The 13,025-nt window shown below is 40.9% G+C and carries 16 protein-coding genes; 12 read left to right on the top strand and 4 right to left on the bottom strand.

Going from position 1 to position 13,025, the window contains the following annotated elements:
• Positions 1 to 93: 93 nt before the first annotated feature.
• The 3 genes from BM192_RS08895 to BM192_RS08885 all read left to right on the top strand — a co-directional run bounded on the left by BM192_RS08895 (position 94) and on the right by BM192_RS08885 (position 3,496).
• A complete protein-coding gene (locus tag BM192_RS08895; protein WP_037439088.1) occupies positions 94 to 1,422 on the top strand; it encodes a cytochrome ubiquinol oxidase subunit I in 1,329 nt (442 codons plus the stop codon).
• 3 nt (positions 1,423 to 1,425) lie between these two features.
• Positions 1,426 to 2,442, top strand: coding sequence for a cytochrome d ubiquinol oxidase subunit II (locus BM192_RS08890; protein WP_037439087.1), 1,017 nt, complete (start codon positions 1,426 to 1,428; stop codon positions 2,440 to 2,442).
• Positions 2,443 to 2,707: 265 nt separating this feature from the next.
• The gene (locus tag BM192_RS08885) at positions 2,708 to 3,496 is read left to right on the top strand and encodes a DUF3050 domain-containing protein (RefSeq protein WP_037439086.1); all 789 of its coding nucleotides are present in this window, start codon (positions 2,708 to 2,710) and stop codon (positions 3,494 to 3,496) included.
• Here the strand turns inward: BM192_RS08885 and BM192_RS08880 are convergent.
• Entirely contained in the window at positions 3,464 to 4,054 is a 591-nt protein-coding gene (locus tag BM192_RS08880) for a hypothetical protein (protein ID WP_037439085.1), read from the bottom strand. The genes BM192_RS08885 and BM192_RS08880 overlap by 33 nt on opposite strands.
• 156 nt (positions 4,055 to 4,210) lie before the next feature.
• On the opposite strand from BM192_RS08880, the gene BM192_RS08875 reads away from it, so the two are divergent.
• Positions 4,211 to 4,702 (top strand): GNAT family N-acetyltransferase, encoded by a 492-nt coding sequence (locus BM192_RS08875; RefSeq protein WP_037439083.1) that lies wholly within the window; start codon positions 4,211 to 4,213, stop codon positions 4,700 to 4,702.
• 88 nt (positions 4,703 to 4,790) lie between these two features.
• Here BM192_RS08875 and BM192_RS08870 read toward each other — a convergent pair whose 3' ends face one another.
• A complete protein-coding gene (locus BM192_RS08870) occupies positions 4,791 to 5,624 on the bottom strand; it encodes a CvfB family protein (protein ID WP_037439082.1) in 834 nt (277 codons plus the stop codon).
• Between the two features lie 117 nt (positions 5,625 to 5,741).
• Here BM192_RS08870 and BM192_RS08865 point away from each other — a divergent pair, with 117 nt between their 5' ends.
• The 3 genes from BM192_RS08865 (at position 5,742) to trxA (ending at position 7,921) form a co-directional block, all read left to right on the top strand.
• Positions 5,742 to 6,242: a DNA-deoxyinosine glycosylase gene (locus BM192_RS08865; protein WP_037439081.1), complete on the top strand. Its 501-nt coding sequence runs from the start codon at positions 5,742 to 5,744 to the stop codon at positions 6,240 to 6,242.
• A 25-nt stretch (positions 6,243 to 6,267) separates the two neighbouring features.
• The gene (locus BM192_RS08860) at positions 6,268 to 7,413 is read left to right on the top strand and encodes an MFS transporter (RefSeq protein ID WP_037439080.1); all 1,146 of its coding nucleotides are present in this window, start codon (positions 6,268 to 6,270) and stop codon (positions 7,411 to 7,413) included.
• A gap of 211 nt (positions 7,414 to 7,624) precedes the next feature.
• Positions 7,625 to 7,921 carry a thioredoxin gene (trxA, locus tag BM192_RS08855; protein ID WP_037439079.1) on the top strand — a complete coding sequence of 99 codons (297 nt, stop codon included), beginning with the start codon at positions 7,625 to 7,627 and terminating at the stop codon, positions 7,919 to 7,921.
• A gap of 47 nt (positions 7,922 to 7,968) precedes the next feature.
• Here the strand turns inward: trxA and BM192_RS08850 are convergent, their stop codons facing one another.
• Positions 7,969 to 9,231: a prephenate dehydrogenase gene (locus BM192_RS08850; RefSeq protein ID WP_037439078.1), complete on the bottom strand. Its 1,263-nt coding sequence runs from the start codon at positions 9,229 to 9,231 to the stop codon at positions 7,969 to 7,971.
• A gap of 102 nt (positions 9,232 to 9,333) precedes the next feature.
• Between BM192_RS08850 and BM192_RS08845 the strand changes: the two genes are divergently transcribed.
• The 5 genes from BM192_RS08845 (at position 9,334) to BM192_RS08825 (ending at position 12,563) form a co-directional block, all read left to right on the top strand.
• Positions 9,334 to 9,708: a DUF4440 domain-containing protein gene (locus BM192_RS08845; RefSeq protein ID WP_074963955.1), complete on the top strand. Its 375-nt coding sequence runs from the start codon at positions 9,334 to 9,336 to the stop codon at positions 9,706 to 9,708.
• Positions 9,709 to 9,961: 253 nt separating this feature from the next.
• Positions 9,962 to 10,270: a hypothetical protein gene (locus BM192_RS08840; protein WP_037439074.1), complete on the top strand. Its 309-nt coding sequence runs from the start codon at positions 9,962 to 9,964 to the stop codon at positions 10,268 to 10,270.
• A gap of 137 nt (positions 10,271 to 10,407) precedes the next feature.
• A complete protein-coding gene (locus BM192_RS08835) occupies positions 10,408 to 10,587 on the top strand; it encodes a hypothetical protein (protein WP_037439072.1) in 180 nt (59 codons plus the stop codon).
• Between the two features lie 87 nt (positions 10,588 to 10,674).
• Positions 10,675 to 11,898 carry an MFS transporter gene (locus BM192_RS08830; protein WP_074963954.1) on the top strand — a complete coding sequence of 408 codons (1,224 nt, stop codon included), beginning with the start codon at positions 10,675 to 10,677 and terminating at the stop codon, positions 11,896 to 11,898.
• 263 nt (positions 11,899 to 12,161) lie between these two features.
• The gene (locus tag BM192_RS08825; RefSeq protein ID WP_037439070.1) at positions 12,162 to 12,563 is read left to right on the top strand and encodes a hypothetical protein; all 402 of its coding nucleotides are present in this window, start codon (positions 12,162 to 12,164) and stop codon (positions 12,561 to 12,563) included.
• 69 nt (positions 12,564 to 12,632) lie between these two features.
• Here the strand turns inward: BM192_RS08825 and BM192_RS08820 are convergent, their stop codons facing one another.
• Positions 12,633 to 12,959, bottom strand: a complete 327-nt coding sequence (locus BM192_RS08820) for a DUF3276 family protein (protein WP_037439068.1) — start codon at positions 12,957 to 12,959, stop codon at positions 12,633 to 12,635.
• Positions 12,960 to 13,025 lie beyond the last annotated feature (66 nt).

Raw genomic sequence — 13,025 nt, 5'->3', positions numbered from 1 at the left:
TATGGGCGGTAACTGGTCAGAATATTACATTTCAAGGGCAATTCTATTGTGTTAAATCTGCTTTGAAACGGTATAACTCTTACTTTTGCCTTTATGGAAGATTTCTTAGCTGCCCGACTTCAGATGGCCTTTTCTCTGGGCTTTCACATCGTTTTCTCCTGTATTGGTATGGTCATGCCATTCTTCATGTGTACCGCACATTATTTCTGGTTGAAAAGGAAGGATCCGGTTTACCTGGACGTCACCAAAGCCTGGAGTAAAGGTGTCGCAATTTTCTTTGCGACAGGGGCAGTTTCAGGCACAGTACTATCCTTTGAACTGGGTTTGTTATGGCCCCGTTTTATGGAGCATGCCGGTCCGATTTTTGGAATGCCGTTTTCTCTGGAAGGAACGGCCTTTTTTATTGAGGCAATAGCGCTTGGATTTTATCTGTATGGCTGGAACAAATTCCATCCCTGGTTTCATTGGTTTACTGGTGTGATAGTCGGTGTCAGTGGATTACTTTCCGGAATTCTGGTGGTTGCCGCTAATGCCTGGATGAACAGTCCTGCCGGTTTCGATTTTATAGACGGACAATACCTGAATATCGATCCTGTTAAGGCGATGTTCAATGATGCCTGGTTTTCGCAGGCCCTGCATATGTGTATCGCTGCCTTTGTTTCTACCGGGTTTGCGGTGGCGGGAGTGCATGCGTTAATGATTTTGAAAGGAAAGAACGTACTGTTTCATCGCAAGGCATTTCAAATTGCGGCAATATTTGCTACTATTGCCGCCTGTCTGCAGCCTATCAGCGGCGATATTTCGGCAAAAGACGTTGCCGGCAGACAGCCTGCAAAACTGGCGGCAATGGAAGCGCATTTTCATACTGAAAAAGGCGCTCCGTTAATTATCGGAGGCATACCTGATGTAGAAAATAAAACAGTAAAGTATGCGATCAAAATTCCAAAAGCCCTTAGTTTTATGGCCACAGGAGATTTTAACGGAGAGGTAAAAGGTCTGGATAGTATTCCGGTGGAGGATCATCCGCCTGTAGCGATCACACACTATGCATTTCAACTCATGGTAGGTCTTGGAATGCTCATGCTGGGCCTGGCTCTGATCTATTTTTATGCTTTAGTTAAGAAGAAGCACTGGCTGGATAGTAAATGGCTTTTACGTCTTTTCGTAATCGCTACTCCTATGGGATATATTGCTTTAGAAGCCGGTTGGACTGTAACAGAGGTCGGCAGGCAGCCCTGGATTATTCATGGCGTAATGCGTACGGCAGATGCAGTAACGCCAATGCCAGGGATTGCGTATTCATTTTATCTGTTTACTGCTGTTTACATCTCTTTAGCCGTGATTGTCAGTGTATTATTATATAGACAAATTACTATGGTCGGTAAATTATATGATTCCTCATCTCAAACAAACAATTCTTAAGTCATGGTATATGTAGTTATTGTTTTTCTCTGGACAGCCATTTTATTATACATCTTACTGGGCGGGGCTGATTTTGGCGCAGGAATCATGGAGCTTTTTACTTCAAAAAAGAACAGGCACCGTACCCGAAGAAATATGTATGAAGCTATTGGGCCGGTCTGGGAAGCAAATCATATGTGGCTGATTATTGTGATTGTTATACTTTTTGTTGGTTTTCCAAAGATCTATACCACTGTCTCTGTCTACCTTCATATTCCACTTGTTTGTATGTTGCTGGGTATTATCGCCAGAGGAACAGCCTTCGTTTTTAGAAATTATGATGCAGTAAAAGACGGGATGCAGAAGGTGTATACACCTATTTTTGTGATATCCAGCGTGGTTACTCCTTTCTTTCTGGGGATTATTGCGGCCAGTTCGGTCTCTGGTCAGATAGATCTTCAGGCTGCAGACTTTGTATCTGCCTATATCTTTAGCTGGCTGAATTGGTTCTCACTGAGTGTGGGACTTTTTACCGTAACAATATGCGCCTATCTGGCAACTATATTCATTATTGGTGAAACCACACATCCTGACGACCGTGCTTTATTTATTAGAAAAGCCAGGCGGGTAATCTTTGTCGTTATGGGAGCTGGTGCACTGGTGTTTATGGCTGCCTATGCAGAGAATATCCCATTGCTGGATTGGATTTTTAGTGATTATCCAGGCGTAATCGCTCTGATACTGGCTACCATCTCCTTAATACTTACTTTTATCGAATTGAATAAGGGGCATGCAATTATACTCCGGTTCTTTGCTGGCTTTCAGGTAAGTATGATTCTTTTTGCGGCAACCTATAGCCACTTTCCAGATATTGTTTTACTAAAAGGCGGCGAAAATCTGAGCCTTTTAACTCATCAGGGGCAATATAAGACCATTGCAGGTCTGGGCTGGGCACTGTTAATCGGTAGTGTTTTTATTTTGCCGGCACTTTTTTATCTGATTTACAGTTTCAGAACTAAAAAGAGTGAACAGCATGATTGAGAGGCTATTACTCTAGTTTTCCTTTACAATCCAAGCTATTTTTATTGTCGTTAAATAAGGTTGACCCATCTTTCTTCGAACAACATCGGGTCAACCCCCTTAAAACTCGGGTCAACACTGGGTTAACCTAAACCAACGGTAAACCAAGACTCTAACATGGCCCGAACAAGGCAAGGAGGAGATTGCTTTTGAAATGTAAAAAATAAAGCCGTTGATAGCATCAGTGATATATTGAAATACCTTTGCGCTAAATATTGAAAACACAATGCATTCAGGAATAGTAAAAATACAGGAACATATTGAGCCTTTAAGGCAGGAAATTATCCATCACCATGTCTATAATGAGATAGAAGATCTGGAATCTCTAAGGGTATTTATGGAGTTTCATGTATATGCAGTTTGGGATTTTATGTCGCTGCTTAAAGCTTTGCAACAAGGCCTGACTTGTACTACTACACCCTGGTTTCCTGTGGGTAACCCAAATACCCGCTACCTGATCAATGAAATTGTAACAGGTGAAGAATCAGATCTCGATCACCTGGGGGTCCGTAAAAGTCACTTTGAATTATATCTGGAAGCTATGGATCAGTGTAAGGCAAATACAGCTCCTGTTAAGACTTTCCTTTCTCATTTACAATCCGGACACTCCATAGAAGAAGCCTGCCAGATAGCAGAGGTGCCTTTGGCGGCACAGGAATTTATGAAGTTTACTTTCAGTTTGATTGACAGCCTTGACTATCCGCTTCAATCGGCTGCTTTTACTTTTGGTCGTGAAGACCTGATTCCCAATATGTTCATTTCAATCGTTGCAGATCTGAATCAGAAATTTCCTGATCAGCTGGGGATTCTCAAATATTATATGGAAAGACATATTGAAGTAGATGGTGATCATCACAGTAACCTTGCGCTGGAGATGACGGCCGAGCTTTGTGGTGAAAACGCGGAAGTCTGGTCAAAAGCGCAGCAGGTGACTATAGAGGCGTTGCAGCAGCGAGTGAAACTATGGGACGGAGTTTATGACTCAATCAAAAAGATACGTTCTTACAAAGCGTAAATCTTGCAGCCTTACATAACCGAAAAGCGTTTTATCTCCGGAACGGAGGGTTGCAAATGCCCAGTTTCCAGGGAATACTTCTTCAATCTGCCATTGGTCACCGGCTTTCAGGAAGCCTTTCTTTCTGGATTGTAGGTTTGGTTTGCTGAAATAATAAGAGATATTCGCACTAACCTGATAATCGCCGGTCACCTGATCGGCGATTTTAGTATAGGTACCTGAGAAGTGTTCAGGAATCCTGTTAGCGTCACAATTCATAAATTCAATCTGAAGACCAGTTTCCGTGAAGTTTAGTTTGACTTTACAAGCATTACTATCGCTGCTGATCACAGCCTGCCCGTGTTCTAGTTTTCCTTTGCCATTAAATTGTCCATATGTTTCGGCCTGATCATTCCAGCGTGCCAGGATATTGATTTGAATTTCATCGCCGGTTTTGCTAACTGATACAGTATTTGATGACCCATCTTTTGGATTTTGGAGCTGGTAGGTGATGTTTTGCGCAGTAACCAGATTTGTAAGGCTTGTCAGAAGCAAGAATAAGCCAATTTTTATGTGCATTTCAATTGTTGTTTATTTTTTATACATTGTCCGCCAGGCCTGTTTATAAGGAATGCCTAAGCGGTCATTCGAGCTCAATCTGTTACAACGTATTTTGAGTAAAAATGTTCTGAACAATTTCAGATTGTTTATTTTTGTTTGTTTAAAATTTCACCAATGACGCAGATCACTATTAGAACCATAGAACCGCAGGACAATGAGGCGATAGCTGCTATTATCAGAAGCAGTTTAGAGGAATATGGGTTAAATCTCCCAGGGACAGCTTATTTTGATGAGAGTCTTGATTATATGTATGAGGCATTTCGCGAAGCATCAAGCCAGTATTTTATAGCGCTGGATGGAGATAAAATTATCGGAGGAGTAGGTGTTTTCCCTTCTGCAGGCCTGCCGCCGGATACTGTCGAATTGGTAAAAATGTATCTGCTTCCTGAGTATAGGGGACAGGGTTTAGGCAAGCTGCTCATTCGTAAATGTATAGGGCAGGCTCAGAATCTGGGTTACCGGTATATTTATCTTGAATCCTTAACCGAATTGAAAACTGCAGTAGGCGTGTATGAGAAACTAGGTTTCCGCTTATTAGACAAACCAATCGGCAATACGGGTCATTATTCTTGTACTATCTGGATGTTGTATGAAGTTGAAGCCTGAGACGTACCCGTAATTAATTATTGCTTTCAAAAAACATGAGGCCGAATATTAAATATCCGGCCTCATGTTTTATATTATAATCTGTTCTTTATTCAGATAACAATCTGATCTCATGATCACCAATTGTAATAATCCGTTCTTTATATAAAGCCCCTGTTGTTTTCTTGAATGCTTTTTTACTGATTTTTAAGAGGTCGTAAATATCATCAGGTGAACTTTTATCGCCAAGGTGGATAATTCCCTGGTTTTCTTCCAGCATTTTTAGCAAGATTTCTTTCATGTCCAGGATGTGGCCGTAACCCATTGGCTGCAGGCTAAGATCTATTTTACCTTCAACGCGTACTTTTTTGATCCATCCTTTACGTACTTCACCTGGATTTAACTGATCAAATAATTCATTTGTGTACAGTAATCCGATATATTTATTATCAACGATCGCATTATATCCCAGGTCACTGCGGTCGGCTATTAACAAGCTGACTTCATCACCTTCTTCAAAATTGATCTCTTCTTCTTCCACGAAATTGGTCAGCCTGGAAGAGGCTACCATCCGGTCATTACTGTCATCAAGGAAAACATAAACAACATGTTTATCTCCTTTGAACATAGGTCTTTTTTGTTCTTTTTCAGGGACATAAACATCTTTATCGATTCCTATAGACATGAAAACACCATTTTCTCCGGCTTCAACTACTGTCAGATAAGCAAAGTCACCAACGCAGGCCAATGGTTTTTGAGATGTCGCATGAAGCTTTCCGTCTTTATGCATATAGACAAACACATTGATGTTTTCTCCTACTACTGCATCCGCAGATACATGGTTATAAGGAAGAAGTGCCTCTTTGTCTCCATCAGAGAGAATCAGGCCCGCTTCAGTTTTATTGATTATTCTCAGTTCGTTGTATTGTCCGATTTGTATCATGGGTAATTTTGGTATAACTTCTGCAAAGGTAGCATTATCCGGGCTTAAACCTTACAGGTTCTTAACGGGATCTGTGCTCAGGGGAACATTTTTATCTTTGCGTTGTTAAAAGTATCAATGGATAAGAATAATTCACTCAAAATAGCTTTCCCTCCAATCATTCATCAGGATTGCACAGTTTTACTTTTAGGAACCATGCCGGGAGAGCGTTCATTACAGCTGGGACAATATTATGGACATGCGGGTAATCATTTTTGGAAGCTTATTTATGGTCTTTTTAATTTGCAGCCAAGCCTGGAATATACTGAACGTACTTCTTTTTTACTCGGTCACGGAATTGCGCTTTGGGATGTGTTAGAATCCTGTACTTGTGTTGGAAGTCTCGACAGTCAGATCAGAAATGCCACTGTAAATGATTTTGCCCGATTTTATCTGGCTTATCCGAATCTGAAGCATATCTTTTTTGATAGTAAAAAGGCAGAAGAGTTCTATCGAAAGCAGGTAGGATTTAGCGCCGATAAAAGTTACCATTTACTTCCTTCACCAAGCCGGGCTAACGCGGGTAAAACATTTGAACAAAAGCTAGAGGCCTGGCAGGAACTATTATTGTATATATAGTTATCTTTGCGGCTTTCTTACGATAATGATTTCTAAAAGTAAACACCGCATTTTTCTAAGTTTGTTTTTCTTCATGTCGGGATTCAGCTTTGCGACCTGGGCTTCCCGTATTCCAACTATTAAAACAGCATTTGGTTTTAACGAGGCCGAACTCGGTGCTATATTACTGGCGATGCCCGTGGGCTCGTTGATTGGTCTTCCAATTTCAGGTTGGCTTGTAGCAAAATATAACAGCCGGGTACCACTGGCAATCGGTTATGGGTTAAACGCATTGTCGCTGGCCCTGATCGGATTTACCCAGCAAACGTATTCTTTGGTAATTGCTGTAGTTCTTTTTGCCTTTACCACCCGTATTTTTAATATCTCGGTTAACACACAGGCTATAACGCTGCAGCAACAGTTTGAACAAAAAATTATCGGTTCATTTCACGGTTTCTGGAGTACTGGCGGAATTGCCGGAGTAGCATTCTCTACTTTATTGATTGCGCTGAACATATCTCTGCAGCTGCATCTGGTTATTGTAGCAGTTATTGCGCTGGCGCTGACATGTTATGCCTTTAAATACCTGTTGAAAGATGACAGGTCTTCAACTGGAAACAAAATAATTATGGGTAAACCAGATCCATATATTCTTTATCTTGGACTGGTTGTTTTTTGTTCTGCAATTTGCGAGGGTGGAATGTTTGACTGGAGTGGGATATATTTCCAGGAAGTTCTGAATGTGAAGATCTTCACTTATGGATATCTGATCTTCATGACCTTTATGGCGTTGTCGAGATTTCTTTCTGATCTGATTATTGCCCGGTTCGGGATGCCTGCCACTTATATTATGAGCGCATTATTCATCGTGGCCGGTATTGCAATGGCTATTATTGTCCCTACATTCTGGACAGCAATGATTGGCTTCTCGCTAGTGGGTTTTGGAACGGCAGCTGTAGTGCCTATGTCTTATGCACTGGCCGGTGCTTCATCTAAATATTCTCCTGGCATGGCTATCTCAATTATTGCAACCTATTCCATTACAGGTATGCTGCTCGGGCCACCTTTAATCGGTTACCTTGCTCATGCTTTTAATCTAAGAGTTTCTTTTATAATTTTCGGCTTATGCGGATTAATGCTCATACCAATCTCACAGATGTTTTTCAGACATCGGAAAACGCTGGGTGTATAATCTCGATCTTTTTTTGAAAAAAAATAATTACTACACAATAAAAGGATAAATAACGCGTCTTTATATGGAGAGCGTTAATTAGATGGCGGGGATATTCTTCTGGAATATCTCCGCTTCTTATTTTAAGGGGTTTTTCAGTTTTCTCTCCGGTTCACAGGTTTAACAGCGAAAAATTCCTATATTAAATATTGCATTTTTAAAATTTCTGCGCATGTCGAATTTTAATTCAATTATCCAGGCAGATCAGCCGGTGCTGGTCGATTTTTCTGCTGAGTGGTGTGGTCCATGTAAAATGATGGCGCCTATACTCAAGCAGCTCAAAGAAATGATAGGAGAGGATGCTAAGATCCTTAAAGTTGATGTGGACAAGAATCCTGCTGTTTCTGCGCAATACCAGATTCAGGGTGTTCCGACTTTGATTCTGTTTAAAAACGGACAGATTAAATGGCGGCAGTCAGGCGTGATTCCTGCTGCTCAGCTCCAGGAAATTATTCGCCGGTACATTTAATGCGCTTAAACCCGTGATTATTGGGTTTAAACGCATTTGAATTCGTATCAGTTGTTTTTATTCAGCCTGCTGATCATCTCCGCACTTTGTATGCGACCTTCTTCCAATCTGTCTGCAAAAAATGCTTTTGCCGCATCGAAATGTTGTTTGTAACCGTTTAAGTCACCATAACCTATTATCGAAGACCATTCTCTCACCGCAGAATGGAATTCCAGATCGTCTGCTCTGATCTGTTTATCATAAATAGCAGCTGCTATAGATTCTTCCAGCAAATCTTTATCTCTGAAAAGGTATTCTACTATTCCCAGTCTTAACCGGAAAGGGGGAGTCTGGCAAATCAGATTGTCATACGGATTGATCTGCAGGCGATACCAGGCATCTGCCATACTCAGTAAACTCAAGTGTGAGTTTGCCGTGTGTTGCGTTCCTAATCCTGAAAGTGAATATTCTTTCATGATCTGATTATCCAGCAGTAAGAACTGTTTGTCATCAGGGAAAAGATAATCCCGCACTTTATAAATCCGTTTGCGAAAATCGTCTTCCTTCTCCATAATCATCATCTTAAACAAGTCAGACTCTGATTGTGCGTATTTTTTGACCTGCAATTTCGCGTATGGGTTTAAAATAGCCAGGCCTGCATAAATGTGTGATTTATAACTGAAGATCCGCAGCATAGTTAAAATTTTCACATTGTCGATCCCGCCTTTATAGGCGCCATTTTCCCAGGGAAATATACCTGCTTCCTTCCAGGCTGTTCCCATACTTTCAAAACCCATATGGGTTACAGCCTGAGTATCTGCCACTATTTTATCGTGAGTATGATAGTCGGATATTTCTACAAGCTCAGAACCTAAAACGGTTAAAAGATCTACCATACGCATATACGCTTCCGCGCTACAACGATGTGGGATAACAATCAGCGTCTGTCCTACAGGTGCAAAGCCCGGCCCGTGTAAAGAATGACAGGTAATTATTTGCACGTCTTTTGGAAGATGTTTTTCAAAAGCTGCTATTTCAGGTGTCTTAACTGAGGTCTGGCCGGCAACGATTGCCCCGTATTTTGTAGACGGACCGAACTTTGCCGCCACTTCATCTATCTTCTCCGCCTCAACAGCGTAGAAGATAACATCGCTTCTGCGTGACACTGCATTGCCATCTACCAATACCTGAATGCCGGATGGAGCCAGTTCTTCACTCAGTTTTTCATTAAGATGAGGCAAATCCGATCCACATACATCATATCCCGCTTTAGCGAAATGTTTCGCGTAAAGTTTGCCCATGTCTCCAAGGCCGATTATTCCTATTTGCATTATTTATTAATATGTGGCAAATAAGTGATTTTTTTGGCGAAAATAAAACGTTTTCAAGGTTTAAATCTAGGTAGAGGTGTAAAACTAATTTATATTTACAATATGGAGCAAACGAGTAAGGATGTCCTGGACATTTTCGCGGCCAGGGCAGCAAGTAATGCGGCGATAGCAGCTGCCGACGCAAAAGCAGTAGCGGCTTTCTGGATGGACGATATCCATGTGCAATCCGGTGAGGGTGGACAGTATAAGGGAAAGAAAGAGTTGGAACAGATATTTTTTTCAATGTTTAAAAAAGATCCGCCTTTATTCGCCCGGAACCCCGAGGAGGTAATTCTTGGCGAAAGCGGCATTCTGGCCTGGGAAAAAGGCAATTGGAGTTATCAGACAGCTCCCTTCCGTGGCTTTTATGCAGCCATGTGGCGTAAAATTGGTAATAGATGGCTTATTCAATCAGAACTTTTTGTGTCGCTCGATTAACCGCATCACTTGTATACCGGGCATATCGCGTGTATACCGGGCATATTGTGGAGAATGTCTACAGGTTATAACCACAAGGATTATAGTTAACTGTCTGTAAAACAATGTCTTGTTTATGTTGTTATGGTTTGGCATGTATTTGTTATATACCTTATTATAATACCAACAAATTATTTTGAAATCATGGAGCTAAACTGCTCTGCGGATGTGATCCATGATCTTTCATTAACAGTTAAACTTAAATTATATAGACATGAAAAATTTAATTTTATCCGCTGCCTTTATTGCAATGGCAGGTATCACGACAGTAAAAGCAAACGAAAATATCTCCACTCCGGTAATTATTCAGCAGGATAGTACACAGAAGGTTCCAGTTAAATTGGAAGAGCTTCCAGCTCCTGTCACAACTACGCTTCAAACAGATGCGTATAAAGAATGGGCTCCAAGTGCAGCGTTTCTGGTTACTAATGCCGACAAATCTCAATATTACCATATCGATGTTAAAAAAGGTACTGAAGTAGCTTTTATTAAAATTAGCAAAGAAGGTGTGGTTGTACAATAGTATTCGCATAAAAAAACTAGCACAAACACAATAATAGAAGCCGGCAGGTCAGACTGCCGGCTTTTTGCGTAGCATAGTTTTTTACTAGATAGAGCAAACTAATCCGGTTGTTACATGTTCTGTAATAAATTTCACCTATGAATTCATTTTTCAAAACTATTATTGCCGGTTACGGAGCAAAAAAACTAGGAGGAGGTTGTCTCTCTACTATCGTAATTTTTATTGTAATTTATATGGCTTTGGGCCAGTGTAGCGATAAGCCGAGACAGCGTGCTTACGAACCCGTAAAACCGGTTGCAGCCCAGCATAAATTCTAAGAGAGATTTTACTGGGAATCATTCATTCCAGGGATATTTAGGCGAATCTTGGTAAAAAGAGGTTAGATTTGTGCTAATGATAAAGCCATGCTAACCAAAATAATTACTACCTATAAAACTTCGTTTTCCGGATTGAGCAGGGAAACCTGGCTCTTGAGTACTGTAATGCTAATTAACAGGAGCAGCAGTATGGCTGTGCCTTTTATGAGTTTGTATATGACCCAGTATCTCGACCGGTCACCTTCGGATGCAGGTCTGATTATCACTCTTTTTGGTGTTGGCTCGATCGCAGGTGCTGCCGCCGGAGGTAAGTTAACTGATATGATTGGTTTCCGGCTGGTTCAGATTCTGGCGTCTGTGATCGGGGGACTTTTTTTTATTCTTTACGCTTCCATCATCCATTTTGATACTTTGTGTTTACTAACGCTGGTAATCAGCTTTTTTTCTGAAGCATTCAGACCTGCAAATTTTGCAGCGATTGCGACTTATGCTGCTCCCGGAACGCAAACACGTTCTTATAGTCTGAACCGGCTTGCTACAAACCTAGGATGGGCAGTGGGGAGTGGAATAGGCGGCATTGTTGCTTCATTCAGTTATCCTATGTTATTTATTTTGGATGGTACCGTGAGTATGCTTTCGGGCCTGCTGATTGTGATTTTATTGCCAGCTGCAGTTGCCAGAGTTGCAATAGATAAACCGGAGCCCAGTGATCAGGAGATGTTGGGAACAGAAATAATGAAGCCCTGGAAAGACGTGCTTTTTGTGAAATTTCTGCTGCTGACTACAATGCTCACCACTTGTTTTTTTCTAATGTTCCGAGTAGTGCCTCTGTATTACAAAACAGTGTGGCATATTAATGAGCTGCATATCGGGCTGATACTTGGATTTAATGGGTTAATCATAGCTGCTTTCGAAATGGTCATGATTAGCAAGATCCAAAATAAACGTTCAGGAACTTACTACATTGTGAAAGGTGTGCTCTTAATCGCGCTGGCCTATCTGATGCTTATGCTTCCTGGATTTACACCGGTAATGGTCGCACTGATTTCTATAGTGCTGTTTACGATGGGTGAAATGTTTGCGCTTCCCTTCATCAACACTTTCGTTATGAGCAGATCTAATAGTTATAACCGTGGGCAGTATGCCGCAGGATATACCTTAAGCTGGTCAGTTGCACAGGTAATCGGCCCCTCGGCTGGATTTTACCTGGCAGAAAGATTAGGGTATAGCTGGCTATGGGTCATGATCATCGTTCTGCTTCTGCTATGCGCAAACGGTTTCCGCTTACTTGGTAGAAGGATGGACTATTAATTAAGGTTTAATTCTGGGCTGTATTAGTATATTTCTCAAGATCAGTGCAAGCACAAATAAACCGAGTAGAATAATCATAATCTCGGAAAGGCCGACGTTTATACCGTATAAAACAAAAAGGGAATTGAACATTTTAATCTAGATTAGTTTGGAATTAGCTTAAGGTAGTGTTCTGTATACGGTATCGGGCAATATTTTTGATATCCATCAAACAATTATCCCTGGTATTCCTTTTATGTATATACATTTCTAAACACGCAATTATGGATAGGTTAGTAATCGAATCAATACTGGCAGAAGCAGATCAGATTCAGTTTGACGGTGCACAGCCGCAGGCTGATTCTTCCTGCGCTTTAGTTTTAGGTTTTAAGGCTGCACATACCGATCAGGTAATTCTTGCTTTTCAGGAGCTGAAGAAGATATCTGATGAAATTTCATTACTGGTCTGCCATACACAGGTACAGGGAATTTACGACCTGGAGATCCGGACGACCGCACTTGATGAGCCTGTCAGGATTCTAAATAAAAGTATACCTGCAGAGGCTCTTGCGGAATTAAAGGAGTACCTAAGCCACAGCAATACACTTATATTGGGTTGTAACGTCTCCGAGCAAGATTCCTGGATTACATTAAGCAGTGTCGAAATTAAGGTTTGTGAATCTTAAAAGCTGCATGCAAAAAAAAAGCTCCTTAAAGAGGAGCTTTTTTTTAAAGGTGTGTATGTATGCCTATGATTAGAGGGAGAAATCTTCACTGTTGTTTCTGCTAGTACCTTCATGGTTTTCTGAATATTCGTAGCGTTTTTCTACTACATCCTGATGGTTTTTAATATAATCCACAGTTTCATTCAGACCTTCAGCAAACTTTTCGAAGTCTTCTTTATATAAAAAGATTTTATGCTTTACGAATACTCCGTCTTCAAGCCTTTTTTTGCTTTCGGTAAGGGTCAGATAATAATCGCCTGAACGTGTCGCTTTCACATCAAAAAAATAAGTTCGTTTACCAGCCCTTACTTTCTTCGAAAAAACTTCTTCTCTCTCTTTGTTGTCAAATTCTCCCATGTTTGGTATTACTGTTGGTTTTGGTTTGGGTAAATATAAAGTATTAATCAGTAAACTTCAAAATAG

Origin of the sequence: Pedobacter antarcticus (assembly GCF_900112985.1) — a bacterium.
Taxonomy (GTDB): Bacteria; Bacteroidota; Bacteroidia; order Sphingobacteriales; family Sphingobacteriaceae; genus Pedobacter; species Pedobacter antarcticus.
The sequence above is the reverse complement of the archived record's forward strand: the minus strand, read 5'-3'. Positions and strand labels throughout refer to the sequence as shown.

What these genes read in the sequence shown, in the direction of transcription:
- BM192_RS08895 (WP_037439088.1), top strand. Translation starts at nt 94, where the DNA reads ATGGAAGATTTCTTAGCTGCCCGACTTCAGATGGCCTTTTCTCTGGGC.
- BM192_RS08890 (WP_037439087.1), top strand. Translation starts at nt 1,426, where the DNA reads ATGGTATATGTAGTTATTGTTTTTCTCTGGACAGCCATTTTATTATAC.
- BM192_RS08885 (WP_037439086.1), top strand. Translation starts at nt 2,708, where the DNA reads ATGCATTCAGGAATAGTAAAAATACAGGAACATATTGAGCCTTTAAGG.
- BM192_RS08880 (WP_037439085.1), bottom strand. Translation starts at nt 4,054, where the DNA reads ATGCACATAAAAATTGGCTTATTCTTGCTTCTGACAAGCCTTACAAAT.
- BM192_RS08875 (WP_037439083.1), top strand. Translation starts at nt 4,211, where the DNA reads ATGACGCAGATCACTATTAGAACCATAGAACCGCAGGACAATGAGGCG.
- BM192_RS08870 (WP_037439082.1), bottom strand. Translation starts at nt 5,624, where the DNA reads ATGATACAAATCGGACAATACAACGAACTGAGAATAATCAATAAAACT.
- BM192_RS08865 (WP_037439081.1), top strand. Translation starts at nt 5,742, where the DNA reads ATGGATAAGAATAATTCACTCAAAATAGCTTTCCCTCCAATCATTCAT.
- BM192_RS08860 (WP_037439080.1), top strand. Translation starts at nt 6,268, where the DNA reads ATGATTTCTAAAAGTAAACACCGCATTTTTCTAAGTTTGTTTTTCTTC.
- trxA (WP_037439079.1), top strand. Translation starts at nt 7,625, where the DNA reads ATGTCGAATTTTAATTCAATTATCCAGGCAGATCAGCCGGTGCTGGTC.
- BM192_RS08850 (WP_037439078.1), bottom strand. Translation starts at nt 9,231, where the DNA reads ATGCAAATAGGAATAATCGGCCTTGGAGACATGGGCAAACTTTACGCG.
- BM192_RS08845 (WP_074963955.1), top strand. Translation starts at nt 9,334, where the DNA reads ATGGAGCAAACGAGTAAGGATGTCCTGGACATTTTCGCGGCCAGGGCA.
- BM192_RS08840 (WP_037439074.1), top strand. Translation starts at nt 9,962, where the DNA reads ATGAAAAATTTAATTTTATCCGCTGCCTTTATTGCAATGGCAGGTATC.
- BM192_RS08835 (WP_037439072.1), top strand. Translation starts at nt 10,408, where the DNA reads ATGAATTCATTTTTCAAAACTATTATTGCCGGTTACGGAGCAAAAAAA.
- BM192_RS08830 (WP_074963954.1), top strand. Translation starts at nt 10,675, where the DNA reads ATGCTAACCAAAATAATTACTACCTATAAAACTTCGTTTTCCGGATTG.
- BM192_RS08825 (WP_037439070.1), top strand. Translation starts at nt 12,162, where the DNA reads ATGGATAGGTTAGTAATCGAATCAATACTGGCAGAAGCAGATCAGATT.
- BM192_RS08820 (WP_037439068.1), bottom strand. Translation starts at nt 12,959, where the DNA reads ATGGGAGAATTTGACAACAAAGAGAGAGAAGAAGTTTTTTCGAAGAAA.